The sequence below is a fragment of the Patulibacter ginsengiterrae genome (assembly GCF_056269115.1).
Genome location: NZ_JBWDOG010000004.1, coordinates 72,295 through 98,573 on the forward strand (window position 1 = coordinate 72,295; position 26,279 = coordinate 98,573).

General features: G+C 73.8%; 16 protein-coding genes. 7 read left to right on the forward strand and 9 right to left on the reverse strand.

Annotated elements, in window-relative coordinates:
* Positions 1-34: 34 nt before the first annotated feature.
* The 4 genes from ACVUH9_RS08265 (at position 35) to ACVUH9_RS08280 (ending at position 11,222) form a co-directional block, all read left to right on the forward strand.
* On the forward strand, positions 35-1,123 hold the full coding sequence (locus ACVUH9_RS08265; protein WP_475755777.1) for a glycerate kinase: 1,089 nt from the start codon (positions 35-37) through the stop codon (positions 1,121-1,123).
* A gap of 204 nt (positions 1,124-1,327) precedes the next feature.
* Positions 1,328-2,077 (forward strand): class I SAM-dependent methyltransferase, encoded by a 750-nt coding sequence (locus ACVUH9_RS08270; RefSeq protein WP_475755779.1) that lies wholly within the window; start codon positions 1,328-1,330, stop codon positions 2,075-2,077.
* A gap of 321 nt (positions 2,078-2,398) precedes the next feature.
* Positions 2,399-6,631, forward strand: coding sequence for a phosphodiester glycosidase family protein (locus ACVUH9_RS08275; protein WP_475755781.1), 4,233 nt, complete (start codon positions 2,399-2,401; stop codon positions 6,629-6,631).
* 334 nt (positions 6,632-6,965) lie between these two features.
* Positions 6,966-11,222 (forward strand): phosphodiester glycosidase family protein, encoded by a 4,257-nt coding sequence (locus tag ACVUH9_RS08280; protein WP_475755783.1) that lies wholly within the window; start codon positions 6,966-6,968, stop codon positions 11,220-11,222.
* Positions 11,223-11,515: 293 nt separating this feature from the next.
* Here ACVUH9_RS08280 and ACVUH9_RS08285 read toward each other — a convergent pair whose 3' ends face one another.
* The 4 genes from ACVUH9_RS08285 to ACVUH9_RS08300 all read right to left on the reverse strand — a co-directional run bounded on the left by ACVUH9_RS08285 (position 11,516) and on the right by ACVUH9_RS08300 (position 17,452).
* Positions 11,516-12,595: a Leu/Phe/Val dehydrogenase gene (locus ACVUH9_RS08285; RefSeq protein WP_475755785.1), complete on the reverse strand. Its 1,080-nt coding sequence runs from the start codon at positions 12,593-12,595 to the stop codon at positions 11,516-11,518.
* A 153-nt stretch (positions 12,596-12,748) separates the two neighbouring features.
* Positions 12,749-13,873: a PASTA domain-containing protein gene (locus tag ACVUH9_RS08290; protein ID WP_475755787.1), complete on the reverse strand. Its 1,125-nt coding sequence runs from the start codon at positions 13,871-13,873 to the stop codon at positions 12,749-12,751.
* A 229-nt stretch (positions 13,874-14,102) separates the two neighbouring features.
* A complete protein-coding gene (locus ACVUH9_RS08295) occupies positions 14,103-15,443 on the reverse strand; it encodes a hypothetical protein (protein ID WP_475755789.1) in 1,341 nt (446 codons plus the stop codon).
* Positions 15,444-15,622: 179 nt separating this feature from the next.
* Positions 15,623-17,452, reverse strand: coding sequence for an acetate--CoA ligase (locus tag ACVUH9_RS08300; protein ID WP_475755791.1), 1,830 nt, complete (start codon positions 17,450-17,452; stop codon positions 15,623-15,625).
* Between the two features lie 236 nt (positions 17,453-17,688).
* Between ACVUH9_RS08300 and ACVUH9_RS08305 the strand changes: the two genes are divergently transcribed.
* Complete coding sequence (locus ACVUH9_RS08305; protein ID WP_475755792.1) at positions 17,689-18,495, forward strand: LuxR C-terminal-related transcriptional regulator; 807 nt, start codon at positions 17,689-17,691, stop codon at positions 18,493-18,495.
* 12 nt (positions 18,496-18,507) lie between these two features.
* On the opposite strand, the gene ACVUH9_RS08310 is transcribed toward ACVUH9_RS08305, so the two are convergent.
* Entirely contained in the window at positions 18,508-19,686 is a 1,179-nt protein-coding gene (locus tag ACVUH9_RS08310; RefSeq protein ID WP_475755794.1) for a saccharopine dehydrogenase family protein, read from the reverse strand.
* A gap of 90 nt (positions 19,687-19,776) precedes the next feature.
* Here ACVUH9_RS08310 and ACVUH9_RS08315 point away from each other — a divergent pair, with 90 nt between their 5' ends.
* Positions 19,777-20,340: a hypothetical protein gene (locus ACVUH9_RS08315; protein WP_475755796.1), complete on the forward strand. Its 564-nt coding sequence runs from the start codon at positions 19,777-19,779 to the stop codon at positions 20,338-20,340.
* A 62-nt stretch (positions 20,341-20,402) separates the two neighbouring features.
* Here ACVUH9_RS08315 and ACVUH9_RS08320 read toward each other — a convergent pair whose 3' ends face one another.
* Complete coding sequence (locus ACVUH9_RS08320) at positions 20,403-20,807, reverse strand: nitroreductase family deazaflavin-dependent oxidoreductase (RefSeq protein WP_475755798.1); 405 nt, start codon at positions 20,805-20,807, stop codon at positions 20,403-20,405.
* A gap of 191 nt (positions 20,808-20,998) precedes the next feature.
* Here ACVUH9_RS08320 and ACVUH9_RS08325 point away from each other — a divergent pair, with 191 nt between their 5' ends.
* Entirely contained in the window at positions 20,999-21,985 is a 987-nt protein-coding gene (locus tag ACVUH9_RS08325; RefSeq protein ID WP_475755800.1) for a TIGR03557 family F420-dependent LLM class oxidoreductase, read from the forward strand.
* An 18-nt stretch (positions 21,986-22,003) separates the two neighbouring features.
* Here ACVUH9_RS08325 and ACVUH9_RS08330 read toward each other — a convergent pair whose 3' ends face one another.
* From ACVUH9_RS08330 to ACVUH9_RS08340, 3 genes are read right to left on the reverse strand one after another with little or no spacing between them, the layout of a single operon-like run.
* Positions 22,004-23,362 carry a patatin-like phospholipase family protein gene (locus tag ACVUH9_RS08330; protein ID WP_475755802.1) on the reverse strand — a complete coding sequence of 453 codons (1,359 nt, stop codon included), beginning with the start codon at positions 23,360-23,362 and terminating at the stop codon, positions 22,004-22,006.
* Between the two features lie 46 nt (positions 23,363-23,408).
* On the reverse strand, positions 23,409-24,311 hold the full coding sequence (locus tag ACVUH9_RS08335; RefSeq protein ID WP_475755804.1) for a hypothetical protein: 903 nt from the start codon (positions 24,309-24,311) through the stop codon (positions 23,409-23,411).
* 9 nt (positions 24,312-24,320) lie between these two features.
* Positions 24,321-26,192: a GGDEF domain-containing protein gene (locus ACVUH9_RS08340; RefSeq protein WP_475755805.1), complete on the reverse strand. Its 1,872-nt coding sequence runs from the start codon at positions 26,190-26,192 to the stop codon at positions 24,321-24,323.
* Positions 26,193-26,279 lie beyond the last annotated feature (87 nt).

Consider the following 26,279-nt stretch of genomic DNA (forward strand, 5'->3'; position numbering starts at 1 on the left):
GCGGTCGGTCCTCCCGAACCGGCAGACTCGCGCGATGGACCGCGACGATGCTCCGCCCCTCGCCGCCCGGATCGTCGTCGTCCCCGACTCGTTCAAGGGGACGTACTCGAGCCCCGAGGTGGCGGCGGCGATCGCCGACGGGATCCGCCGAACGGGCCTGCGTGCCGCTGTCTGCCCCGCGGCCGACGGCGGCGAGGGCACGCTCGACGCCCTGCTCTCGGCGGGCGGCGTCGCCGTCGAGGTGCCCGTCCACGACCCGCTCGGGCGCCCGGTCCTGGCCCGACTCGGACTGCTCGACGATCGCGTCGGCGCGCACGACGATGGTCGCGGCCCCGACGACCCCCGAGGCCTGGACGGCACCCCGGCCGGAACGGCCGTGATCGAGATCGCGCAGGCGTCGGGACTCGGCCTCGTGGCCCCGGAGGAGCGCGACGCCGAGCGTGCGTCGACCCGCGGCACCGGCGAGCTGATCGCCGCGGCCGTCGCCCGCGGCGCCCGCGAGCTGCTGGTGACCGTCGGGGGCAGCGCCACCAGCGACGGCGGGGCGGGCGCGATCGAGGCGATCCGGGCCGTTGGCGGCCTGCGCGGGGCGCGGATGACGGTGCTCTGCGACGTCACGACCCCGTTCGAGCAGGCCGCCGCCGTCTACGGCGCCCAGAAGGGCGCCGATCCGGCGGCGATCGTCCGGCTGACCGCCCGCCTCCACGCCTTCGCCGAGACCCTCCCCCGCGACCCTCGCGGCGTGCCGATGACCGGGGCCGCGGGTGGGCTCTCCGGCGGGCTCTGGGCGGCGTTCGACGCCGAGCTGGTCCCAGGCGCTGAGCGGGTGCTGGACGTGCTCGGCCTCGACCGGCTGCTCGACGGTGCCGTCGCGGTCGTCACCGGCGAGGGACGCCTCGACCGCCAGACGGCCGCGGGCAAGCTGATCGACGTCGTGGCCCGCCGCGCGGCCGCGGCCGGCGTGCCCGTCGATGCGATCGTCGGCCGCAGCGACCTCTCCGGCGACGAGGCCGCTGCCCTCGGCCTGCGCCACGTGCTCGTCGCCTCGACCCGGGCCGAGATCGAGGACGCCGGAGCCCGCCTCGCCGGCCTCGTCGCCGCCGCGGCCCGTTCGACCGGCTGACCGCGACGCGGCCGGACGCTCCCGACCCAGGTGTCCTAGCGCCGAAGTCGCCCGACCCGCCTTCTGCACGGCGATCTGGTCCGGCTCATCGTTGATGTGGTCGGCGACATCAGCCCTGGGAAGCAGGCCGACTTGGTCTTCCCGCGGCGTGCCCGGAGTCGGTCGACCCGCGCACGCCCGGGACCAGCCTGCGAGGTTAGGGGCATGGCCTACAGCGAGAAGGACTACGTCGTCGAGCTCGAGCGCCACCCGGGAGCGGCGCAGCACGAGGAGACGTTCATCGTCCGGCGCCCGGACGGCAGCGAGCAGCGGATCCGGCTGCACGACTACGACCTCGTCTACCCGATCCCGGGGCTCTACGAGGAGGTCGTCCAGCGCCTGCTCCAGTGCGCGTCGCCGCGCAAGATCGTCGAGTCGCTGGTCGCGGCAGTGACCGCCGCCGGGCTCGCGCCCTCGCAGATCCGCGTGCTCGACCTCGGCGCCGGCAACGGCGTGATCGGCGAGCAGCTGCGGGACGCCGGGATCGCGACGCCGGTCGCCTCCGACGCCCTGGTCGAGGCCCGCGACGCCGCCGCCCGCGACCGTCCCGGGCTCTACGCCGAGTACCTGGTCGACGACGGCGGGCCGGAGGCCTACGACGCGCTGACCGACGCGATCGCCCGCCACCAGCTGAACGCGCTGACCTGTGCCGCCGCGCTCGGCCCCGACCACATCCCGATCGAGCGGCTGGTCGGCCTCTGGTCGACGTTCCCCGCCGGCTCGTTCGTCGCCCTGACCGCCTCGTCCGCGCTGGTCGCCGACGAGTGGGGCGGCGCCGCGGGCGCGCTCGAACGGCTGTCCGGGATCGATGCCACGACCGAGCTGGTCCACAGCGAGCGGTTCCGCCACCGGCTGCTGATGGACGGCGGCTCGGTCGACTACGACGTGATCGTCGGGCGCAAGCCGACCCCCTAGGAACCACGCCTCGGTGGTGCCCACGGCGGCGGGCGTCGCCGCGGGCACCGCCTTCCCCGGGGTCCCCGGAGCCCTCGCCGTCCCCGCCCTCGGCGTCCCCGTAGCGCTCGTCGTCCGGCCGTCCGCGCCGCCGCCCGGGGTACCAAATCAAACAAACGGTCGTCTTCACGAGATCGCCACAGGATCAAGACCTCCCGTTCACCTGGGCCGGTCGTTCGCGCGTGAATCTGCCTCGGTGGGCCGTACCCCGGCCAGGAGGGGTCGGCTCGCTGCTGTCGCAACCGACCCAAAAGGGATCCCTCAGTGCATCTCCAGCCTTCCGTGCGCCCGTCGCGGCGCCGTCGGGGGTGGCTGGCCGGGGCCGCGTGCGCGTTCGCGTTCGCCGTCCCCGTCACCGCTGCCCACGCTGCCCCGCTGACGCTGGTCGACAAGACCGAGCCGCTCGGCCCCGGCGTCACCCTGCGCCACCTCAAGACGCTCCAGCCCTCCGGCTGGTTCGATCAGCAGATCCTGACCGCCGACCTCTCGAACGCGGCCGTCTCGAGCGATCTGCTGGCCGGCGACAAGGTCACCGACGCCGGCCCGATCTCGAAGAAGGCCGACAAGGCCGGAGCCGTCGCCGGCATCAACGGCGACTTCTTCGACATCGGCAACTCGAACGCCCCGCTCGGCGGCGAGATCCGCAACGGCGAGCTGCTCAAGAGCGGCCCGTTCACCGGCTGGGACCACGTCGGCGTCGGCAAGGACGGCGTCGGCCGGATGGTCGACATGGCGCTGGAGGCGAAGGCCACCCTCAAGGGCACCGACCACCCGGTCCAGGCACTCAACGTCGCCAACACCGGCGGCGGCCCAGCCGACGCGATCGTCGCCTACACGCCGGTCTGGGGCACGCCCAGCCGGGCCCGCGCGATGGCCGGCTCGCCGAACATCGCCGAGGTCATCGTCCGCGACGGCAAGGTCGTCTCGGTCCAGGCCAACGGCGCCGGCGAGGGCGAGGTCCCCAGCGACGGCTTCACCCTCGTCGGCCGCAACGGCGCCGCCGACGCGATCCGCGCGCTCCAGCCCGGCGACGACGCCTCGCTGACCTACGGCCTCAAGGACGCCGTCGCCCAGCAGATGAAGTTCGCGCTCGGCGCCAACCGGGTGCTCGTCCGCGACGGCGCGGTCGTGCCCGACGACCAGCTCGACACCGACGTCCACCCGCGGACCGTGATCGGGTTCAAGGACGGCGGCAAGACGATGATGCTGGTGACCTGGGACGGTCGCCAGAGCCCGGTCCTCGGCGCCGACATGCGCCAGCTCGCGCACTTCATGCACGACGAGCTCGGGGCCGAGACCGCCCTCAACCTCGACGGCGGCGGCTCGACGACGATGGTCGCCCGGACGCTCGGGGCCGACAAGGTCAACGTCCGCAACAGCCCCTCCGACGGTGCCGAGCGCTACGACCCCAACGGCGTCGGCGTCTTCGTCGCCCCCGGCAGCGGCAAGGCCGAGGACCTCGTCGTCAGCCCCTCGGGCAAGGCCGCCCGGGTCTTCCCCGGCCTCCACCGGACGCTGACCGCGAAGGCGATCGACGACCACCAGACCCCCGTCCCGCTCGCCCGCGGCGACGTCCGCTGGAGCACCAGCGCCGGCAGCGTCGACGGCGGCCTGCTCGCCGCGCCGGCCGACGCCCGCGGCACGATCAAGGTCCGCTCGACCGCCGACACCGCCCAGGCCGACACCCAGGTCCGGGTGCTCGGCAAGCTGCGGACGCTGGAGCTGTCCAGCGCCCGGCTCTCGCTCGCCGACGCCGCCCCCGAGTCCGCGACCACGATCCGCGTGACCGGCCGCGACGGCCACGGCTTCACCGCCCCGGTCGAGGCCGCCGACCTCGATCTCGACTACGACCGCTCGATCGTCCGGATCGCCCCGTCCGGGACCGGCCTGCGGATCACACCGCTGAAGAACGGCGGCACGCTGCTGAAGGTCCGGGCCGGAGGGCAGGAGGCGAAGCTGCCGATCTCGGTCGGCGTCCAGACCGATCCCGTCTACGCGTTCGACGCCGCCGACGAGGTCTCGCGCTGGGCCACCAACGGGACGGCGGGCACCGCCAAGACGCTCTCGCAGGATCCCGACGGCCTCCGCCTGACCTACGCCGCCGCCCGCAACATGGGGATCTCGAAGACCCCGGTCGAGACCCGTCCCGCGGTTCCCGGCCAGCCGCTGCGGATCCGCGCGCGGATCAAGGCCAGCCACGACATGCAGTTCGGCTCGCTCTACTGGACCGACGCGACCGGCGCCTCGAAGAACCTCCTGACCGCGGGGCCGACCGGCCCGGGCTGGACGAACCTCGAGTGGACGATGCCGGCGGACACCAAGTTCCCGATCAAGATCAGCCAGCTCCAGGTGATCGAGACCGCCGCGCTCAAGCAGCGCGACGGCTACGTCGTCTTCAACAAGATCGAGGCCGACAACGCCGCCGAGGTCGAGATCCCGGCCCAGGACGCGCTCCGGCCCGACCCGCTGTTCTCGCCCGACGGCCGGACCAACGGCAACGACGACTGGTCGTTCTCGACCCTCTCCGACGTCCAGTTCACCGCCGCGATCCCCGAGCTGGCGAAGGTCGGCGTGGCCGCGCTCGAGCGGATCCGCCAGGCCAAGCCCGACCTGATCGTGCTCAACGGCGACATCACCGACCTCGGCGCCCCCGCCGACCTGACGCTCGCGCGCCAGACGCTCGAGACCGGCGGCTGCCAGCTGATCCCGCTCTCGACCACGATCGGTCGCGACGACACGCCGGCCCCGACGGCCGACAAGACCCCCTGCTACTACGTGCCGGGCAACCATGAGTCCTACCGGGCCGCCGGCCAGGGCGACCTGGCCCCGTTCAACGCCGAGTTCGGCCCGAGCTACGGGACCTTCGACCACAAGGGCACCCGCTTCATCCTGCTCAACAGCGCGCTCGGCTCGCTGCGGGCGTCGGACTTCGGCCAGCTGCCGATGTTCCAGGAGGCACTCGACACCGCCGCGAGCGACCCGAAGGTCGACAACGTGATGGTCTTCGCCCACCACCCGGTCGACGACCCCGAGGCGACCAAGCAGAGCCAGCTCGGTGACCGGACCGAGGTCCAGCTGATCGAGAAGCTGCTGACCGACTTCCGCGAGACGAGCGACAAGGGCGTCTCGATGGTCGGCAGCCACGCGCAGGTCGCCGACGTCCACCGCGTCGAGGGCGTCCCGTACACGGTCCTGCCGTCGTCCGGCAAGGCCCCGTACGGCGTGCCGGACCGCGGTGGCTTCACCGGCTGGCTGAACTGGTCGGTCGACCAGGACGCGACCGCCGACCAGCAGTGGCTGACCGCCGACGTCCGCGCGTTCGCGCAGTCGATCACCCTCAACACGCCGGAGTCGATCGAGGTCAGCACCTCGGTCCCGCTGAGCGGCAGCATCGTCCAGCCGTCGGGGGTCCAGAACGGCACCCGGGTCGTGCCGCTGGCCTACCCGATGTCGGTCCGCTGGTCCGGCTCCGAGAGCCTCGCGATCGGCAGCGGCGAGGCCGCGATCGAGGCCGCCCGCGAGGCCGGCAAGACGGCGATCCTCGATCCCCAGACGCGGGCCCTGACCGGCCTCCGCAAGGGCTCGGTCACGGTCAAGGTGACCAACGACTCGATGCGCGAGTACACCGACGCCGGTTCGCTGGCGCCGATCACGACCGAGAAGACGATCGAGGTCACGCCGTGGACCGGTGACGGGCCGCGGTTCGTCGCCAACACCCCCGTCTTCACGGCCCAGCCGACCGGCACGGTCAGCGTCGGGCAGTGGGTCACGGTGACCAACCCGGGCAACGCGCCGCTGAAGATCGAGAAGCTCGCGGTCCGCGCCGGCGACGACGCCTCCGAGGGCGACTTCCTGACCTCGTCGGACGACTGTGACGACGCGACGATCGCGCCGAACGGCTCCTGCCGGGTGCTGGTCCGGTTCGCGCCGTCGCGGGTCCGGGCGACGTCGACCGCGCAGCTGGTCTTCACGACCAACACCGCCGATCGCGAGCAGACGGTCGCCCTCAGCGGCCAGAGCGTCGACCTGCCCAAGGGTGAGCAGGGCGAGCAGGGTGCCCCGGGCGCGAACGGCGCCGCGGGTGCCGACGGGGCCAAGGGTGACGCGGGCAGCACCGGCGCCGCCGGCCCGACGGGCAACGCCGGCGCGAACGGCAACCCGGGCGCGAACGGCGCTCCGGGCGCCAAGGGCGAGACCGGCGCGAAGGGCGACGCCGGCGCGAAGGGCGACGCCGGCGCCAAGGGCGATCGCGGTGCCGCCGGCCGCGACGCCAAGGTGACCTGCAAGCTCGCACGCTCCGGCAAGCGCCAGCGCGTCTCCTGCTCCGTCACCACGGGCAAGAGCACGAGCAAGGCCGCGACGAAGGCCAAGGCCCGCCTCACCCGCGGCGGCCGGACCTACGCCCGCGGCACCGTCGCGCGGATGACGGTGAGCCGCAAGCTCACGGCCGGCCGCTACACGGTCCGGATCGGCAGCGGCCGGACCGCGATCACGCAGGCGATCCGGATCCGCTGATCCCGAGTCCGTCGGGCGCCGCGACGTTCGCGGCGCCCGGCGGCCCAGGCAAGACGCCGACCGACAGGGGCCGGGCTCGTCGCGGACGGGCTCGGCCCCCGTCGTCTCGGGGTCAGGTCGACGCCGGCCCGCCGGCCGCCCGGGCGCGTACCACGACCCGATCCGTCACCCGCGCGACGCGCGACCCACCAAACGGTCGGTTCACGCGATCGCCACACGATCGCGACCGGCGGTTCACCTGGCGGCGTCGGCGGGGCGTGAAGCTGGCCCCGGAGGCCCCGCCTCGGTCACGAGGGGGCGGCCGTTGCCCGCCGTACCGAACCAAAGGATCCCCGTGAACCTGCCCCCCGAGCGCCCGTCGAGGCGCCGTCGTGCGTGGCTGACCGGGGCCGCGTGCGCGATCGCGCTCGTCGCCCCCGTCTCCGCCGCGCACGCTGCTCCGCTGGCCCTCGTCGACGAGACCGAGCCAATCGGTCCCGGCGTCACGCTGCGGCACCTCAAGACGCTCGACCCGTCGGGCTGGTTCGACCAGCAGATCCTGACCGTCGACCTCGCCAACCAGGCCGTCGGCGCCGACCTGCTGTCCGGTGAGACCGTCACCGAGACCGGCCCGATCTCGAAGAAGGCCGACAAGGCCGGAGCCGTCGCCGGCGTCAACGGCGACTTCTTCGACATCGGCAACACCAACGCCCCGCTCGGGGCCGAGGTCAAGGGCGGCCAGCTCCTGAAGTCCGCCGACGCCAGCGGCTGGGCCCACGTCGGCGTCGGCCAGGACGGGGTCGGCCGGATGGTCGACATGACCCTCGACGCGACCGCCACGTTCCAGGGCTCCGACCATCCGGTCGCGACGCTGAACGCCAACGGCAAGGCCGGCGGCGCCCTCAACGCCTACACCCCCGCCTGGGGTGCCTCCGACCGCGGCCGCGGTCTCAGCCCCAACGTCGCCGAGGTCGTGGTCCAGGACGACGAGGTCGTCTCCGTCAACGCGACCGGCGTCGGCACCGGCACGCTCCCCGCCGGCAGCTTCTCGCTCGTCGGCAGCGACGCCGCGGCCGACACGCTCCGGACCCTCGCCGTCGGTGACGACGTCAGCCTGAAGTACGGGCTCAAGGACGCGATCGCCAAGCAGATGAAGTTCGCGATCGGCACCAACCGCGAGCTGGTCCGCAACGGCGAGGCCCGTCCCGACAGCGAGCTCGACAACGACCTCCACCCGCGGACGATGGTCGGGTTCAAGGACGGCGGCAGGACGATGCTGCTGGTCACCGCGGACGGGCGCCAGTCGCCGGTCCTCGGCATGACGATGCGCCAGCAGGCGAAGCTGATGGTCGAGCTCGGCGCCGAGACCGCGGCGAACCTCGACGGCGGCGGCTCGACCACGATGGTCGCGCGACCGCTCGGCGAGACCAGCACCACGGTCCGCAACAGCCCCTCCGACGGCAGCGAGCGCTTCGACCCGAACGGGATCGGGATCTTCGTCAGCCCGGGCAACGGCAAGGTCGACGACCTCGTCGTCACGCCCGGCGACGGCGACGCGAAGGTCTTCCCCGGCCTCCATCGCACGCTCACCGTCAAGGCGGTCGACGACCACCAGACCCCGGTCCCGCTGCCCCGCGGCGACGTCCGCTGGAACGCGTCGGCGGGCGCCGTCGACGGCGGCCAGCTGCGGGCGCCGAAGGACGCCTCCGGCACGATCCGGGTCCGCAGCACCACCGACGCGGCGCAGGCCGAGACGAAGGTCCGCGTGCTGAAGCCGGTGCGGAGCCTGGAGCTCTCCAGCAACCGCCTCTCGCTGACCGAGCCGGTCCCGGCCAACGCGGTCACCGTCAAGGTCACCGGCCGCGACGACCAGGGCTTCACCGCCCCGATCGAGATGGCCGACCTCGACCTCGACTACGACCGCGACGTCGTCCGGATCTCCCCCGCCGGCGACCGCCTGAAGGTCACGCCGCTGGCCAACGGCGGCACCGTCCTGACCGTCAAGGTCGCGGGGCGCACGGTCAAGCTGCCGATCACGGTCGGCGTCCAGCGGCTGACCCCGTTCAGCTTCAAGGACGCCGGCATGATCGGCGCCAACCGCTGGACCTGGACCGGCAGCGCCGGCGCCAACCAGGTGCTGACCGACACGGCGGCCGGCGTCGAGGTGACCCACGGCGCCGCCCGCAACGTCGGGATCACCGCCGTCGGCAGCGGCGCGGCCCTGGTCGACAACCAGATCTCGCTCCCCGGCCAGCCGCTGCGGGTGCGGGTCAAGATCAAGTCGGAGGCGCGCTTCAGCCTCTCCTACATCGCGCTGGCGAAGGCCTCCGGCGGCTACGCCAACGTCTACGGCGGGCCGATCGAGGTCGGCGAGCACACCGTCGAGGTCGCGGTCCCGTCCGACGTCTCGTTCCCGATCCGGGTCGACACGATCCAGGCGATCGAGACCAACACCGCCGCCCAGGCCCCCGGCAAGCTGACGATCAGCGACATCGAGGTCGACGTCCCGAGCGAGGTCGAGCTGCCGGAGCAGGAGGGCCTGCTGGCCGACGACCTCGTCTCCCCGGACGGTCGGACCAACGGCAAGGACGACTGGTCGTTCGCGACCCTCTCGGACGTCCAGTTCACCCACACCCAGCCGGAGCTCGCGAAGGTCGGCGTCGCCGCCCTCGAGCGGATCCGCGCGACCAACCCGGACCTGGTGGTGCTCAACGGCGACATCACCGATCAGGGCGAGGCCGCGGACATGACGCTCGCCCGGCAGACGTTGGAGACCGGCGGCTGCCAGCTGATCCCGCTCGACACCCAGATCGGGAAGGACGACACGCCGGTCCCGACGGCCAACAAGACGCCCTGCTACTACGTGCCGGGCAACCACGAGTCCTACCGGCCGGCGGGCCAGGGCGACCTGGCGCCGTTCGAGACCGAGTTCGGCAAGACCCACGGCACCTTCGACCACAAGGGCACCCGCTTCATCCTGCTCAACAGCGCGCTCGGCTCGTTCCGCGGCTCGGACTTCGCCCAGCTGCCGATGCTGCAGGCGGCGCTCGACAGCGCGGTCGGCGACCCGGCGGTCAAGAACGTCGCGGTCTTCGCCCACCACCCGGTCGACGATCCGGCCGAGACCAAGTCGAGCCAGCTCGGCGACCGCGTCGAGGTGGCGCTGGTCGAGAAGCTGCTCAGCGACTTCCGCGAGCGCAGCGACAAGGGCGTGACGATGACGGGCTCGCACGCCCAGATCGTCGACGTGCACCGGCTCGAGGGCGTCCCCTACACCGTCCTGCCCTCGTCGGGCAAGGCCCCGTACGGGGTGCCGGACCGCGGCGGCTTCACCGGCTGGCTGCGCTGGAGCGTCGACCGTGACGCCAGCGCCGGCCAGCAGTGGCTGACGCAGGACGTGCGCGCGTTCGCGCAGTCGATCGAGCTCAACGCCCCGGAGTCGATCGAGGTCGGCACGAGCCAGGAGCTGTCCGGCTCGATCGTCCAGCCCTCGGGCGTGCAGACCGGCTCCCGCGTGGTGCCGCTGCGCTACCCGATGTCGGTCCGCTGGAGCGGGGACGCCGGCCTGGCCGTCGGAAGCGGCAGCGCCGCGATCGAGGCCGCCCGCAGCGCTCGCAAGATCGCGATCCTCGACCCGGCGACCCGCGCGCTGACCGCACTGCGGCAGGGCACGGTCAAGGTCTCGGTGACCAACGACTCGATGCGCGAGCTCACCGACGCGGCGTCGCTGGCGCCGGTCACCACCGAGAAGACGATCCGGGTCGCCGCGTCGACCGGTCCGGGAGCGAAGCTCACGGCCAACGTGCCGGTCTTCACCGCCCAGCCGGTCGGGACGATCAGCGCCCCACAGACGGTGACGGTGCGGAACGAAGGCGACCAACCGCTCGAGATCAGCGCGCTGAAGCTCGAGGCCGACAGTGGCTTCGCGGGCGACTTCGTGCTCGCCGGCGAGAGCTGCCGCAGCGGTGCGATCGCCCCGAACGGCTCGTGCCGGGTGCTGGTGCGCTTCTCCCCCTCGAAGGTCGACGTGACCTCGACGGGCCGCCTCGTGCTCGAGACCAACACCGCTGACCGCGAGCACGTCGTCGCGCTCAGCGCGACCAGTGTCCCGCTGCCCAAGGGCGATCCGGGCGAGGCGGGCCTCAGCGGTGCGCCCGGCGAGACCGGCGCCCAGGGCGCCAAGGGTGACGCCGGCGCGACCGGCCCGCAGGGCTCGACCGGCGCGAACGGCAACCCCGGGGCGAACGGTGCGCTTGGCACCAAGGGCGAGACCGGCGCTCCGGGTGCCAAGGGCGACGCCGGCGCCAAGGGCGACCGTGGCGCCGCCGGCCGCGACGCGAAGGTGACCTGCAAGCTCACGCGTTCCGGCAAGCGCCAGCGGGTCTCCTGCACGGTCGGCGCCGCCAAGCGCTCGACGGCGACCAAGCCGTCGGCGAAGGCCAAGGCGACGTTCACGCGGACGACCACGGCGCGGCTGACGCGCGGTGGCCGGACCTACGCCCGCGGCACCGTCGCCCGGATGAGCGTGAGCCGCAAGCTCACGGCCGGCCGCTACACGGTCCGGATCGGCAGCGGCCGGACCGCGACCAGCCAGGCGATCAGCCTCCGCTGATCCCCGTCCTGCCGGGGCCGCCGCGACGGTCGCGGCGCCCGGCAGGACAGGCAGCGGGCCTCGGTCCGATGTGGTGGACCTCATCGTCGATGGGGCCCACCACATCAACCGCCGGCCGCGCGGCGCGATGTGGCGGGCCCATCACCGATGGGCACGCCACATCAGGTCGAAGAAGACGGTGTGCCTCGAATCGGGCGGGCGGATCCGTCTCGTTCCGCCCCGCCCCTCGTTCCGCTCCCGCCTCGTCCCGGCGACCGCCTCGACCGCCTGGCCACCGCACCCGCGGACCCGGCCTAGGCCCGGCGGGCCGCCCGCGCCGCGGCGATCCGGGCGTCGGCCTGCCGCTCGGCCGCGACCAGCGGGGTCACGTCCGCCGCTGCGGCGTCGGCCATGATCCGGGACACCCGGGGGCCAATCGCGAGCACCTCGGAGCGCAGCCGGGTCTCGTCCCAGCCGGACCGCAGGGCGTGGATCTGGACCACGCCGCCGGCGTTGGCCACGTAGTCCGGCACGTAGGCGATCCCCCGCGCCGCGAGCAGCACCGCGACCGAGGCCGCGGTCAGCGTGTCGTTGGCGGCCCCGGCGACGAACCGGCAGCGCAGCCGGTCGACCGTCTCCGGGCCGATCACCCGCGCGACCGCGCAGGGGGCGAAGACGTCGCAGTCGACGTCGAGCAGCGACGCGAGCGGGACGACCTCGCCGCCGAGCCGCGAGGCGACCGCCGCCGCCCGCTCCGCGTCGATGTCGGCGATCAGGACCGTCCCGCCGTCGTCGGCCACGTGCTGGGCGAGCGCGGCGCCGACGTGGCCGGCGCCCTGGATCAGGACCCGCGTGCCCGAGAGGTCGGAGCGGCCGTCGACGTGCTCGACCGCCGCCCGCATCGCCGCCCAGACCCCGGTCGCGGTCCACGGCGACGGGTCCTCGGTCGCGCAGGAGACCTCCGCCCCCGCATCGCCCATCGCCTGCAGGTCGTCGACGCTCGTGCCCATGTCGACGCCGGGCAGGTAGCTACCGCCGAGCCGGGCCACGAACTCGCCGAACCGGCGCATCAGCGCGACCCGGTCGCTGGCGCGGCCGTCGTCGAGGATCACCGACTTGCCGCCCCCGAAGGGCAGCCCGGCGACCGCGTTCTTGCGGGTCATCGCCCAGGCCAGGCGGCGGGCCTCGGCGACCGCGGCCTCGCCCGTTGGATAGGGCTTGAAGCGGACGCCGCCCAGGCCCGGCCCGAGGGTGGTGTCGTCGATCGCGATCACCGCCCGCAGCCCGACCTCGTCGTCCCGGCAGAGCACGAGCTGCTCGCTCGCCCAGAGCCCTTGGCCGAAGCCGTCGTCGGCGGTCGCGGTGACCGGGCGTGCCTCGCTGATCGTCTCCATACGGCGATCAAACACCGTGTCAGGACCGCCCCGCAACGGTCATCGCCGCTTCCTGCCCTGAGACGCAACAAGGCGCCGAATTCCACCCACTGGACGACGATTCGTTGCGTCGGGGAGCGCTTCAGCGACCGCGCTCCCCGACCACCACTGCGCTCAGCGCCTGGCGCGCTTGCCGACCGTCACCGCCACCGGCGTACCGTCCGCGACGCTGCTGCCGACCTTCGCCTTCTGGCTCAGGACCCGGCCGACCTGCTTGCTCTTCTTGGTCTTGCGGGCGGTCTGCTTGCCGAGCGTGCAGCGGGCCGCCTCGAGCTTCTTGCGCGCCGCCGCCAGCTTGAGGCCGACGACCGACGGGACCGTGCAGCGCTTGTCCGCGACCGGCGCCACGGGCGGCCCCGGCACCGGTACCGGCACGGTGACGACCGTGGTCGGACCGGGCACGGTGATCGAATCCGGCTTCCCGAAGGTGTTCGTCGGGCTGCCGTCGGTGCCGTTGCCGACGATCTGGTGGTCGCCGTAGCTGTCGAGGATCCCGCCTTCGGTCACCACGCCGGTGTCGTTGCCGAAGATCGACGAGCCGAACAGCCGCACGTGGCCACCGGCTCCGACGCGGATGCCGGTCCCGGCGTTCGTGATGGTCGTGTCCCGGACCAGCCCGTCGACGCTGGCACCCGGAGCGGGCGCGACGTCGAGCCCGGCCCCACAGGTCTCGCCGATCGTCACGTCGTCGACCACGAGACTCGTGTTGCCGGCGGTCGGCGCGACCTGGATCCCCGCCTGCCTCTGGTGGGTGATCCGGGTGTCCTCGACCCGCAGCGACCCCGCCTTCAGCAGGCGGATCCCGTTGAGCCCGTTGTACACGCAGGGTCCCACCCCCGACGATCCCCCGTCGATCCGGAGCCCGCGGAGGACGACGTCATCGTCGACCCCGGCGTTGATGACCACCCCGTTGACCGAGGAGTTCAGGATCCCGCCGAGCACGCTGGAGAGGTCGATCGTGATCGCCTTGGCGATCGTCACGGTGCCGAAGCCGGCGGAGTCGATCGCGTTGATCTCGCCCCCGGCCGCGGTCTTGCCGATCGCCCCGGAGAGCGTCTTGCAGGGGGCGGTCCGCGAGCAGGGGTTGACGTCGTCGCCGATGCCCGAGACCCAGGTCCGGGTCGCCTGGGCGCCGGCCTGGGCTGGGACCAGCGCCGCACTGGCGGCCACGGCGACGGCGGCGAGCGCCAGGCGGCGCCTCCAGCCGGAGCCGGTTGGGCGGTCGATACGTAGCCTCATGCGGGAGCTCTTCTCGTTCGGGATCTGGCATTAGGAGCCAGGCGCCGACACTGTAAGCGCGACTCCGGATGTCACCGCCCCGGCTCCCCGACGAACGTGGCGCCGGCGGCAACGGCGATCCCGTTCGACCTCCGGACGATCCATGACCGTCCGGCGGTCCGATCCCGCCGCGCCGCTAGATGGCTGACCCCACGGGTTCGTCGAGGTCGGGTGCGTTCGGGGCGGTGTCCTAGACCAGCGGCGGCCGCGGAACCCCGATGCCGTTGTCCCCCGGCTTCGGGCGCCCCTCGAACGCGGACGGCGCGTCGTCGATGTGGACGATGCCCTTGACCTGGTACTGGGCGCCGCGCTTGGAGTAGGCGCTCGCGCGGACCTTGCAGTTCGTGCGCGGCTTGACCCGGCCGTAGACGATGATCCCCTTCGCGCCCTTGGTGCAGCGGATCCGCGGCTTCGGGCCCTTGGCGAACGACTCGACGTAGTTGGCGCCGCCGCGCAGGGTGACGGTGTTGCGACCGCGGCCCTGGAGGCGGATCACGTTGTGGCCACCGCCGGTGGTGATCGTGTTGTCGCCCTCGCCGGCCCGGATCACGTTGTCCCCGCGGCCGACGCTGATGATGTTGTTGCCGCGCCCGCCGAAGATCTGGTTGTTGCCGTTGCCGGCGGTGATCGTCGTCGTGCTCTTGCGGGCGCGCTTGTCGCCGCCCGCCTTCAGGTGATCGGCCCAGAGGATGTTGTTGCCGTTGCCGGCGGCGATCGTCCCCGACCCGTGCGAGCCGAGCAGCTTGTCGTCGCGATCGGGCGTGCCCTTGAGCCGGAACTTGGAGTAGCCGCGCTTGATCCGGGTCACGCCCGCCTGCGGGTCGTGCTGGGCCTGCTGCTCGACGATGTTCGGGCAGTTGCGGATCTGCCCGCGCTGGATCGCCCCGAAGTTGCCCGTCCCGCCCTTGCTCTTGCGCGGGTTGATGTAGAGCACGCTCTGCGGGTTGCCGCCGCAGTCGACCGACCGGACGGCGCTGCTGGTGTTGACGTAGACGACGTTGATCCCGCTGCCGAGCGTGATGTCGGCCGGCCCACTGCCGTAGAAGACGATGTTGTTGCCGTTGCCGAGCGTGTAGCTGCCGCCACCGCTGCCGGTGTGGAGGATGTTGCTGCCGTGGCCGGCGACGACCTTGTCGTTGCTGGTGCCGACGTCGATGTAGTTGTTGCCGTTGCCGACGGTGATGCTGTCGTGCCCGGAACCGGTGTAGATCGTGTTCGCCCCGTCGCCGGCGGTGACGGTGTCGTCGCCGGTCCCGCCCTCGACGTAGTTGTTGCCGACGCCGGCGCGGATCACGTTGTTGGAGCGGATCCCGTAGAGCTGGTCGTTGCCTGGGCCCCCGATCAGCGTGTCCGCTCCGCCACCGCCGACGAGCACGTCGCCGCCTGGCGAGGTCGCCGTGAGCCGGTCCGGGCCGGGCGTGCCGACGATCGTCTTCGCCGAGGCACCGGTCGCCGCGGACAGCGCGAGCGCCACGCCGACGGTGATCCCGACCAGTCCGCGGGCCACGTGCCCGCGGTGGCCTGGGCTCACGTGGCCCGCCCATCGGCCGTCGCGCCCGTGCGGGCGTTCCCCTGGTGACACGCATCCCATGCCGCGAACACTAGCCTTGCGGAGCGCCGTTCGCACGTCCGTCGAGGCCCCGCCGTTTCGAGATGAACTGACCTGACGGCCGTTTGAAAGCAGGTCCCTGACGGGCTTCCCGCGCCCGGTCACGAGCCTCCGGCGCCCGGGATCGCGTCGTCGCGCAGCCAGTCGCGCAGCTCGGTCCGGCGGATCTTTCCGCTGACCGTCTTCGGCAGCTCGGTCACGAAGTGGACCTCCCGCGGGTACTTGTAGGGGGCGGTCAGCTGCTTGACGTGGTCCTGGATCTCCCGCGCCAGCTCGTCGCTCGGGGTGAACCCCGCGGCGAGGATCACGAACGCGGTCACGATCTGGGTCCGGTCGGGATCCTCCTTGCCGACGACGGCGGCCTCGACCACGGCCGGGTGCTCGACGATCGCCGACTCGACCTCGAACGGGCCGATCCGGTAGGCGGAGGAGGTGATCACGTCGTCGTCGCGGCCCTCGAACCAGAGGTAGCCGTCGGCGTCGCGCGCCGCCTTGTCACCGGTGTAGTACCAGCCGTCGCGGAAGGCGGCGGCGGTCGCGTGGGGGTTGCGGTGGTAGCCGGCGAAGAGGCCGACCGGACGGTGGTCGTCGTCGACCCGGACGGCGATGTTGCCGACCTCGCCGTCGGGCGCGCGGTTCCCGTGGTCGTCGAGCACCTCGACGGTCCAGCCCGGCACGGGCAGCCCCATCGATCCGGGCCGGACCGGGACCGCCGGGTAGTTGGCGACCAGCACCGTCGTCTCCGTCTGACCGTAGGCGTCGTAGACGGTCAGCCCGCCGGTGCCGGAGGCCCAGACCTTGATCACCTCGGGGTTGAGCGGCTCGCCGGCGCTGGTGCAGTGGCGCAGCGCGGCGAGGTCGTGGGCCGACAGGTCGGCCTGGACGAGCGCCCGGTAGAGGGTCGGCGGTGCGCAGAACGACGTGACCCGGTGGCGCTCGATGATCCCCAGGATCGTGTCGGCGTCGGGCCGCCCGAGCGCGACCTGGACGATCGTCGCGCGCTCGTGCATCTGCCCGAACAGGCCGCCCCAGGCCGCCTTCGCCCAGCCGGTGTCGGTGACCGTCCAGTGGCGGTCGCCGGGACGCAGGTCGTGCCAGAAGCGCGCGGTCGCGACGTGACCGAGCCCGTACTCCTGGGTGTGCAGGACCATCTTCGGCTGGCTGACGGTGCCGCTGGTGAAGTAGATCAGCAGCGGGTCCTCGCGCCGGGTCGGCTCGGCAGGCAGGCCGTCGCGCGGGACCACGACCGAGGCGCCACCCGACCCGTCGCCGGTGGCCCCCGCCCCCGTCGCCCCGCGACCGTCCGCGACCGGCGTGTCCCTCCAGGCGACGGTCGCCGCCTCGTCCCAGTCGCCGGAGGCCCGGTCGGCGGCCGCGCCGAGCAGCTCGTCGAGCCCGTGCCAGCCGTCCGGGGTGCCCTCGGGGGCCCAGGCGATCCGTTGGCGGAGGCTCGGCAGCTCCTGCTCGATCGCCTCGATCTTGGCCGCCCCCGCGGCATCGGTGACCGCCACGACGGCGTCCGCCTGGGTGATCCGGTAGCCGATGTCCTTCGGCGTCAGCAGGTTCGGCCCCGGCATCGGGACCGCCCCGATCCGGATCGCGCCCAGCACCGCCGTGTACCAGGCGGGCACGCGCGGGAGCATCACGAAGACCGGGTCGCCCTTGCGAACGCCGAGGTCGAGCAGCGCGCGGGCGAAGCGGCGCGCCTCGCGGGCCAGGTCGGCGGCCGTCTGCTCGGCGACGACCTCTCCTTGCGGCCCGAGCGACAGCAGCGCCAACGCGTCGGGCGCGTCGGCGGCCCAGCCCTCCACGATCGAGACGACCGGGTTGTAGACCGCGGGCACGGTCACGCCGAAGCGCTCGCGCTCGGCGGCGTAGTCCTGCATTCGGGCCGGAGCGTTCCGTCCGGGGGTGGTCAGCTGCTCGCTCACGCGGGGTCCTCTCTCCTCCGACGACCCGACACGGCGTCCGATCGCGTGCGAGCACGCTACGCCCGGCATGCTGCCCGGGCAACCGTTCGAAAGTCGCTATTCGCGGCCATCCCGACGGCCCGGACGCGACCTTCGTCGCGGCCGCCCCGGCTCCGACCCCCGATCGCGGGGGTGTGCGCGAGCTATGCTCGAACGACCGGTCCCGGACGCCGTCCGTGGCCCCGACTCCCCTGCCGATGCCCACGCCCACGATCCTTCCGACCCGCGAGGCCGCGACGATCGTCGACCACGCGGTCCGGACGATCACCGCCGACCTCGACGGCGAGCTCGCGTTCGGGGGCCTGAACGCCGGCGACGGCACCGTCCCGTTGCTGCACACCGCACGGGTGACGCCGGACCGGTTCGCCCGGCTGGCGCCGCGGCCGGGGCTCGGCCTCGGCGGGCGGGTGCTCGCCGAGGGCCGGCCGCACGCGGTCGCCGACTACGGCACCGCCCGCACGATCACCGACGACTTCGCCGTGCCGATCGGCGCCGAGGGGCTGCGCGGGATCGCCTGCGTCCCGATCCTCGGCCCGTGGGGCATCGTCGGCCTGCTCTACGTCGGCTCCCGTCGCGCGGGCGCGCCCGGCGGCCGGCTGGTCGGCGCGCTCGAACGGCTCGCCGGGACGACCGCGACCCGCCTCAACGACGCGGCCACCCGCCAGCTCGAGGTCGAGCTGCGCGCGCGCCAGCGGTTCGTCCCGCCCGGGAGCGCCGTGCCCGGCGGAAAGCGCCTGCCCGCCGACGTCGCGACCGTCTCGCTGACGACGGGCTCAGCCGCGGGCAGCCCCGACCACGGCGCCGCGCCGAGGCCGGCCCTGACCCGGCGCGAGCGCGAGGTCCTGCTGCTGCTCGCCGCGGGCTGCGGCAACCGCGAGGTCGCCGCCCGGCTGGTGATCGCCGAGCCGACGGTCAAGGGCCACGTCGGCCGGCTGATGGACAAGCTCGGGGCCCGCTCACGGCTGCACGCCGTCGCCCGCGCGGGCGAGCTCGGCCTGCTCTGAGCGGGCGCTCCCTCAGCCGCCCTCGACGACCCGGAACTCGATCCCCGCACGCTGGACCCGCGCGAGCAGCGCGTCGCCCATCGCCTGCGCGGTGGTGACCTGGCCGGCGGTCGCCGGCAGCTCGTCGAGCGCCAGGCAGAGGCCGGACTCGGCCAGCATCTTGGCCGTCTCGTCGTAGCCCGGATCGCCGCCGCTGACCTCGGTCACGACCCGCTTGCCGCCACCCTCGCCGACGAACCGGATCCGGAACCAGCTCTTGGCGCGGGTCTCCGGCGAGGGACCGTCGCCCTGCTTCTTGGCCCGCAACAGCAGCTTGCGGGTCGGCGGCGCCTGCGCGAGCAGCGCGACCACGCTGATCCCGCCGACCAGGCCGACCACCGTCGGCAGCCGCTTGGCGACCATGTAGTGCCCGTAGGAGAAGTCCGGCCCGTACCGCTCGAGCGCCCGCGCCGAGCGCCGGATGATCTGCGGGTCGACGGTCGGCAGCGCCAGCACCCATCCGCCCCGATCCGTGTCGCGCCGGAGCGCGCCCTTGACCGCCGAGACCCGGCGGTTGGTCGGGCGCGGCTCGGCGGCCCGGCGCTCCTTCGCCGCCCGCAGCGTCTGGCGCGCCCGCCCGAAGCCGTTGACCGCCGAGTGGTAGGTGCCGCCGGAGAACTCCGCGCCGGCCCGGACGAAGCCCTCGACCTTCAGCGGCACGCCCTCCGGCAGCTGGAGGACGGTGTAGTACGCGCCGAGGTCGTGCGGGACCGAGTCGAAGCCGCAGCAGTGGACGAGCCGGGCGCCGGTCTCGACCGCTCGGGCGTGGTGCAGGACCCAGGTCCGGTCGACGAACTCGGGCTCGCCGGTCAGGTCGACGTAGTCGGTGCCCGCCTCGGCGCAGGCGGCGACCAGCGGCCCGCCGTAGAGCGCGTACGGGCCGACGGTCGTGATCACGACGGCGGTGCTCTCGGCGACCCGGCGCAGCGACTCGGGGTCGTCGACGTCGGCGGTCAGCAGGTCGAGCTCGGACGCGGTCGGGTCGATCGCCGCCAGCCGCGCCCGCAGCGCCTCGAGCTTCGCCGGGTTGCGGCCGGCGAGCGCCCAGCGGAGGCCGGCGGGGGCGTTCCGGGCCAGGTACTCCGCGGTCAGCCCTCCGGTGAATCCGGTGCCGCCGAAGAGGACCAGGTCGTACGTGCGATCGCCACCCATGGCGCCAGTCTCGCACGCGCCCGAAGCCGACGCTACGGGCGGTAGCAAACAATTGATGCTGCCCACACCTCGGCCTGCGACGATCTACCTATGAGTGACGACCGACCCGACCGCGACTCGAACGGCTTCGAGGCAACGCTGCGCGCGATCGCCGCCGAGGTCACGCGCTCCGCGGAGCGCCTCTCCAAGGCCGATCTGGGTGATCTGGACCACCTGGCCCGCGCGACCGGCATCGATCCGGAGCGCGCCCGTGGGATGGCCGAGGGCGCCGGGCGCTGGCTGCGCGAGCAGGCCGACCAGTTCGACTTCGACGTCTCGGTCGGATCGTCCACGCCGACCGGTGACCCGCAGGCCGCCCCGGCCCCCGAGCCGACCCCGACCGCCGGTCCGACCGGTGCCGGTCCCGATCCGCTCGACCTCCCGACCCTCGACCAGGGCCGCGCGCTCGCCGCGCTCGACTCCGGCCGCTGGACGGTCGAGCCGGGCACGGTCACCCTCGCCACCCAGACCGGCAAGGGCACGATGCCGGAGAACGCCCACGCGCTCGGCCACGAGCTGCACGTCCGCGACTGGGTCGACGCCGACGGCGAGCTGACCCTCGCCGGTGGCCACGCGCTCGGCCGCTGGCTCGCCGCCTCGACGCCGACGGAGTAGCCGACTCGGGAACGGTCCCGCCGGTACGCCGGGCGGGACCGCAGCGGGCCGGGCCCCGCCGCTCAGGCGCCGGCGGGCTCGAGCAGCACGACCGGGATCTCCCGATCGGCCTTTGCCTGGTAGTCGTCGTACTGGGGCCAGGCGCCGACCATCGTCTTCCAGAGCTCGGGCTTCTCCTCCGCGGTCGCGACCCGCGCCTTGGCGGCGAAGCGATCGCCCTTGACCTGGACGTCGACGTCCGGGTTCTCGAGCAGGTTGAGGAACCACCCGGGCGGCGCGGCGCCGCCGTTGGAGGCGACGATCGCATAGCGATCCCCGACCTGCTGGTAGATCAGCGGCGTGCTGCGCTGCTCGCCCGAGCGACGGCCGGTGGTGGTCAGGATCAGGGTCGTGGTGCCCTGCCAGTCGTGACCCTCCTCCCCGTCGGTCTCGCGGTAGCGGCGGACGTGTTCGGCACCGAAGAGCATGGGGCTTCCCCGTTCGGTCGTGATGAGTCGGATGGCGACGCTCGCCATCCCACCCCACGCTACCTCAGGCGTTGCCCGCCGATCGAGGGTCGGCGTCCGTTCGGCTCCGACCCGCCATTGCGCCGTTTCACGCTCCCGCCGGGTGGGTAGCCGCGAACCACCGCTCGCGCCCGAAGGAGCTGCCGATCACGATGCCGTCCCCCGAGTACTGGTTCGCCGGATCGACCGAGGAGTTCACCCCACCGCAGCTGGTCGGCCAGGCGCAGGCCGCCGAGGCCGCCGGGTTCGATTCGCTCGGGCTCTCCGACCACTTCGCGCCCTGGTTCCCCGACGGCCAGGCCGCGCAGGCGTGGGTGACCCTGGCGGCGATCGGCCAGGTGACGACCAAGCCGCTCGCGACCGGCGTGACCCCGGTCGTCCACCACTACCACCCGGGCGTCGTCGCCCAGACGTTCATGTCGCTCGAGAGCCTCTTCCCCGGCCGGGTCACGCTCGGCGTCGGCTCCGGCGAAGCGGTCAACGAGTCGCCGCTGGGGCTGGACTGGCCGTCGGTGCCCGTCCGCCAGGAGCGGTTCGCGGCCGGCCTCGACGCGATCCGGCGGCTGTGGGCCGGCGAGCGGGTGACCGTCGACGGCGACTGGTTCGCGCTGAGGCAGGCCGAGCTCTTCACCCGCGCCGCGCGGGCGCCCCGGATGATCGTCTCCGCCTTCGGCCCGCGGGCCGCGAAGATCGCCGCCCGCTACGGCGACGGGCTCTGGACGCTCGGCGATCCCCAGCAGGCCCCCGTCGTGATCGATGCCTACCGCGCGGCCTGCGACGAGCTGGACAAGCCGCCGGGGACGATCGTGCTCCAGAACGGGATCGCCTGGGCGCAGGAGCAGGACACGGTGCTGGAGGGCGCGCGCCGCTGGAAGCCGACCCAGCTGCCCGAGATCTACACCGACGACATCGCCGACCCGAACGAGATGCAGCGGCTCGCCGACGAGCGGATGAGCGACGAGCAGTTCGCGCACGAGGGCTTCATCGTCAGCGCCGATCCCGACGAGCACGTCGAGCGGATCCGCGAGATGGCGGCGCTCGGCGCCGACGCGATCTCCCTCCAGCTGGTCGGCCAGGCCGACCCCGACGGCACGATCCGCACCTACGCGGAGACGGTCCTGCCCCGGCTGCGCGGGTAGGGGGGGGGGCGCCGCGACTCAGCCGGTCGCGCGGATCGGCTCGACGGGCTCGACGGGCTCGATCGTGGTGGCCACCGGCGGTTCGACGACCACGGCATTCCGGCCGGTGTCGAAGTCGAAGTCGTGCCCCGCCTCCGAGCACCAGAAGTCGGGATGCCGGTCGAGCCAGCTCTGCGCGTCGCGCTTGCCCGCCTCGATCAGCAGCTCGAAGTAGAGGTCGTCGAAGAGCAGGAACGACAGCAGCTCGCCGCGGGCGCGCGTCCGGCCGCCACCCAGCATCCGCGAGAGCATCGGGAAGTCCGGGCGCGTCAGCCCACGCCAGCCGGCGTAGCGACGTTCGAAGACCTCCTCCGCCAGATCGCCCAGCTCGCCGCGGTACTCCGGCGAGACCAGTGCGTACTCGACCTTGCGGTAGGCGGGCTTGTTGCGCGAGCTGCGGAAGGCGCGCGAGGCCCGGGCGCCAGCGCTGCGCGGGGCGGCGAGCATCTCGTTGAGCGTGACCATCTGGTGCAGGTCGTCGTTGACCTGGTCGACGAGCAGCCCGTCGACGATGTTGCTGACCACGTCGGCGATCCGCGGCACCTGCGGCCCGTCCGGCGACTCGCGCGGGGCCCGCTGGCCGAGCGGCTCGAAGCCGATCACGATCACGCGGTCCGCGCCCAGCGCCAGGGCCGGCGCGATCGGTGTGTTGAGTCGGGTCGCCCCGTCGACGTAGTAGTCGGCCGCCTCCGGCGGGTGGTCGACCCGGACCGGCGCGAACAGCAGCGGGATCGCCGCCGAGGCGCGAACGTGCTGGGCGTCGAGCGCGTCGACGGGGACGTAGCGCAGGTCGGCGGCCATGCGCGAGACCGGCGTCGGGGCCGAGCCCTGGACGAACGCGACCGGGCCGCTCCGGGCCAGCGATGTCGCGACCAGGCAGACCGCCTCGTAGCTGCCGTCCTGCCCGTTGCGGGCGAGGTCGTCCCAGTCGACGAGCCGGTCGAGCGTCGCCCGCAGTGGAGTCGGATCGAGCAGGCCGGCGAGCCGGACCCCGGGGACCTCGAGCATGTCGCCGATGAAGCGCAGCGCCGTCCGCGGGAGCCCCGGGCCGACGACGTTGCGGATCACGTCGCCCTTGCGCAGGCTCTGCCAGTGGGCGAGGCCACGCTCGACCTGGTCGGCGACTGGCAGGTGCGCGACCGACCCGAGGTAGGCGGCGTTGATCGCCCCGACCGAGGTCCCGCAGAAGATCGTCGGCCGCTCGCCGCGGCGCTCCAGGGCGGGGAGCATGACGGAGAGCGCGCCGACCTCGTAGGCCCCGCGCGCACCCCCTCCGGGCAGGACCAGGGCTACGCGCTTGGCAGAGCGGTCCTGGGCGGTGCGATCGACGGGGGGCATCGCCGAAGAAGTATGGCGTGATGCGACCGCGGGGTCGCCACCACCGCTAGAAGTCGAAGTCCCTCGGCGGCTTCTGCTCGAACCACAGACGGTCGTGGTCGGGCGTCTCCTCCAGGAACTCAGGCGTCTCGGCCAGCGGGTCGCTGGTCGTCTCGCCCTGGCCCTGGGTGGTCTCGCCACCGATCCGGCGACGCGGAACGGGCGGCACCGTCGGAGCCGGCGGCTCGTCCGAGACCCGCGGCGGCTGCGCCGGGGCGGGCGGCACCGCGCCTGAAGGCGGGGCCGAGGCCGGCGGGGCGGGCGGCGCGGCCGGGGGCGGCGGCGGTGCCATCGAGGCCGGAGGCGCCGGCGGAACGGGCGGAACCGGGGACGGGGCCGGCGGACCGGCGGCCGGGGCCGCAGAGGCAGGCGGGGGCGGCGGCGGAACGGCGGAGGCCGGGGCCGGCGGAGCGGCAGCCGCGGGCGGCGGCGGGCCGTCGTCGATGTCGGCGCCGAAGTCGAACTGCTCGTCGAGGTCGCCCTGGAAGCTCGCCGCGGGGGGCGGCGGAACCGCGCCGGTCACCGGCGGGGGCGGCGGAACGGCCGCGCCCGGGGTGGGCGGCGGCGGCGCGAAGGCGGGGGGCGGCGGCGGGACGGCCGATGCGGGGGCCGGGGCCGGCGTGTCGGCGAACGCCGGGGGCGGCGGAGGCATCGTCTGCTCGACGGGCATCTGGTACGCCTGCGTCGGCGGCTGCTCCGTCATCGCCGGGTGCGGTTCGGCCGGGTACTCGCCCCCGTTGGTCACGGGCTCGTCGACCCAGTCCGCCTCGGACTCGCCGCCGATCTCGAGTTCGGCCGCGGTGACCGGCCCCAATGCCTCACGCTCGAGCCGAGAGACCTCCACGGGGTCGGACCCGTGGCGGCGCTTCAGTTCGAGGTGCTCGCGAATCGCGTCATCCAGCACGCCCATCCTTGAAGCCTACCCGGGCTTGGCCTCGACGTCAGCGGTGACCGTCTTGTTGCGTCCCGTCCGCTTGGCCCGATAGAGCGCTTCGTCGGCCAGCAGCGCCAGTCGCGCCGCCTCGACGGTGGTGCCCGAGAGCGTCGAGGTGCCGATCGAGACGGTCACCCGAATCTCCTCGCCGTCGGTCCCGACCGCCGTCCGCAGCTCCTCGATCGCCGCCCGCAGCCGTTCCGCCAGCACCCACGCCCCGTCCGGATCGGTGCCGGGCAGGATCACCGCGAACTCCTCTCCGCCGAGCCGGGCGGGGGTGTCGATGCCGCGGACGCACTCGCGGAGGACCCACGCGACCCCGCGCAGGACGGCGTCGCCGGTCTGGTGGCCGTACTGGTCGTTGACCTGCTTGAAGTGATCGAGGTCGAGCGCGAGCAGCGAGACCGGCTGCCCGTCGGGCCGTGCGCGCGCGACCACGCCGGCCAGCAGGTCGTCGAACCGACGTCGGTTGGCGAGCCCGGTGAGCGGGTCGGTGAGGGCCTCGCGCTCGGCCTCCTCGTGGCGGCCGACGTTCTCCAGCGAGACCGTCGCCTGCCCCGACAGGTAGGCGACGAGCTCCGCGTCGGCGGCGGTGAAGGCACCGCTGCGGCGGGCGACCGTGACCGTCCCGTGGAGCCCTTCGCCCCGCATCGCGACCGCCATCGCGTGCTGGTCGCCTTCCGAGAGCAGCCCGTCGCCACCGGCTGCGAGCTGGGTTTCCGCCCGCGCGAAGATCGCGTCGAAGGCGGCGGCCTGGCCGGTGATCGCGACCTCGTCGCGGCCGGCGACGGAGATCCAGGCCCGCGCGGCGTCGGCCCGGACGCCGTCGGCGGCGGCCTGGGCGACGATCTCGAGCAGACCCTCGCGGTCGAGGTTGGCGGCGAACGACTCGCCGATCCGGCGGATCGCGGCGCGCAGCCGGACCCGCTCGGCGTCGAGCTCCTCCATCCGGCGCCGGAGCTGGCCACTCATCGCGTTGAAGCCGTCGGCGAGCTGGGCGAACTCGTCCTCGCCCTGGCGCGGGATCTCGTGGTCGAAGTCGCCCCGCCCGAGGCGACGGGAGCCTTCGAGCAGGATCCCGACCTGCCGCTGGAGCGAGCGGGAGACCATCAGCGCGCCGACCGCCGCGAGCACGAGGAAGAGCACCAGCGTGCCGATCAGGGCGACCCGCTCGCTGGTCGACGCCTTGCTGGCGGCGGCCGGGGCGGAGAGCACGATCTGATCGCTGCCGCGGCCGAAGGCGGACTCGCGGACGGTGACCGCGGTCCAGGCGCCGTCGTCGGTGCGCCGGACTCGTCCGGGCGGCGGCGGCACGCTCGGCCCGTCCTGCGACCCGGCGAGCAGGCTGCCGTTGCTGGCGTTGCGGATCTGGATCGAACGGCCGGTCAGCCGGTGGAGGCGCTGCTCGAGCGCGACCGGTCCGATCACGGCGACCTCGAGCTCCCCGAGCGGGCGCTGGTCGGGTACGGGGCTGACCAGGGCGTTGCGCTGGGGCAGCAGGGCGGTCCGCTCGCCGACGTCGACGACCCCGCCGCGGGCGATCCGGATCCGGATCCGACGGGCGGGCGTGGTCGGCGTGAGCAGCTGGCGGGCGCGGGCGCGGACCGCGGGCACGTCGTCGGCCCGCAGCGCGGCGGCGAGCTGGTGGTCACCGGCGATCTCCTGCGAGGCGGCCTCGGCTTCCTGCCGGATCTCCCCGTTGACCGTCGCGACGGCCCGGGCCTCGGAGGCGAGCGCCGATTCGGTACGACCGAGCGCGGCGCCGTCGAGCGTCCGCAGCAGCACGACGCCGACCGCGAACAGCGGCACGACGACGAGCAGCACGAAGAACAGATTGAGTCGGGCCCGAAAGCTCACGCGCTGGCGAGCCTAGTCCCCTGGCCGCTCCTCGCCCGATCCGCTGGCCGGATAGCCGCCCGGCCGACACGTCCCGCCCCCGCCCCG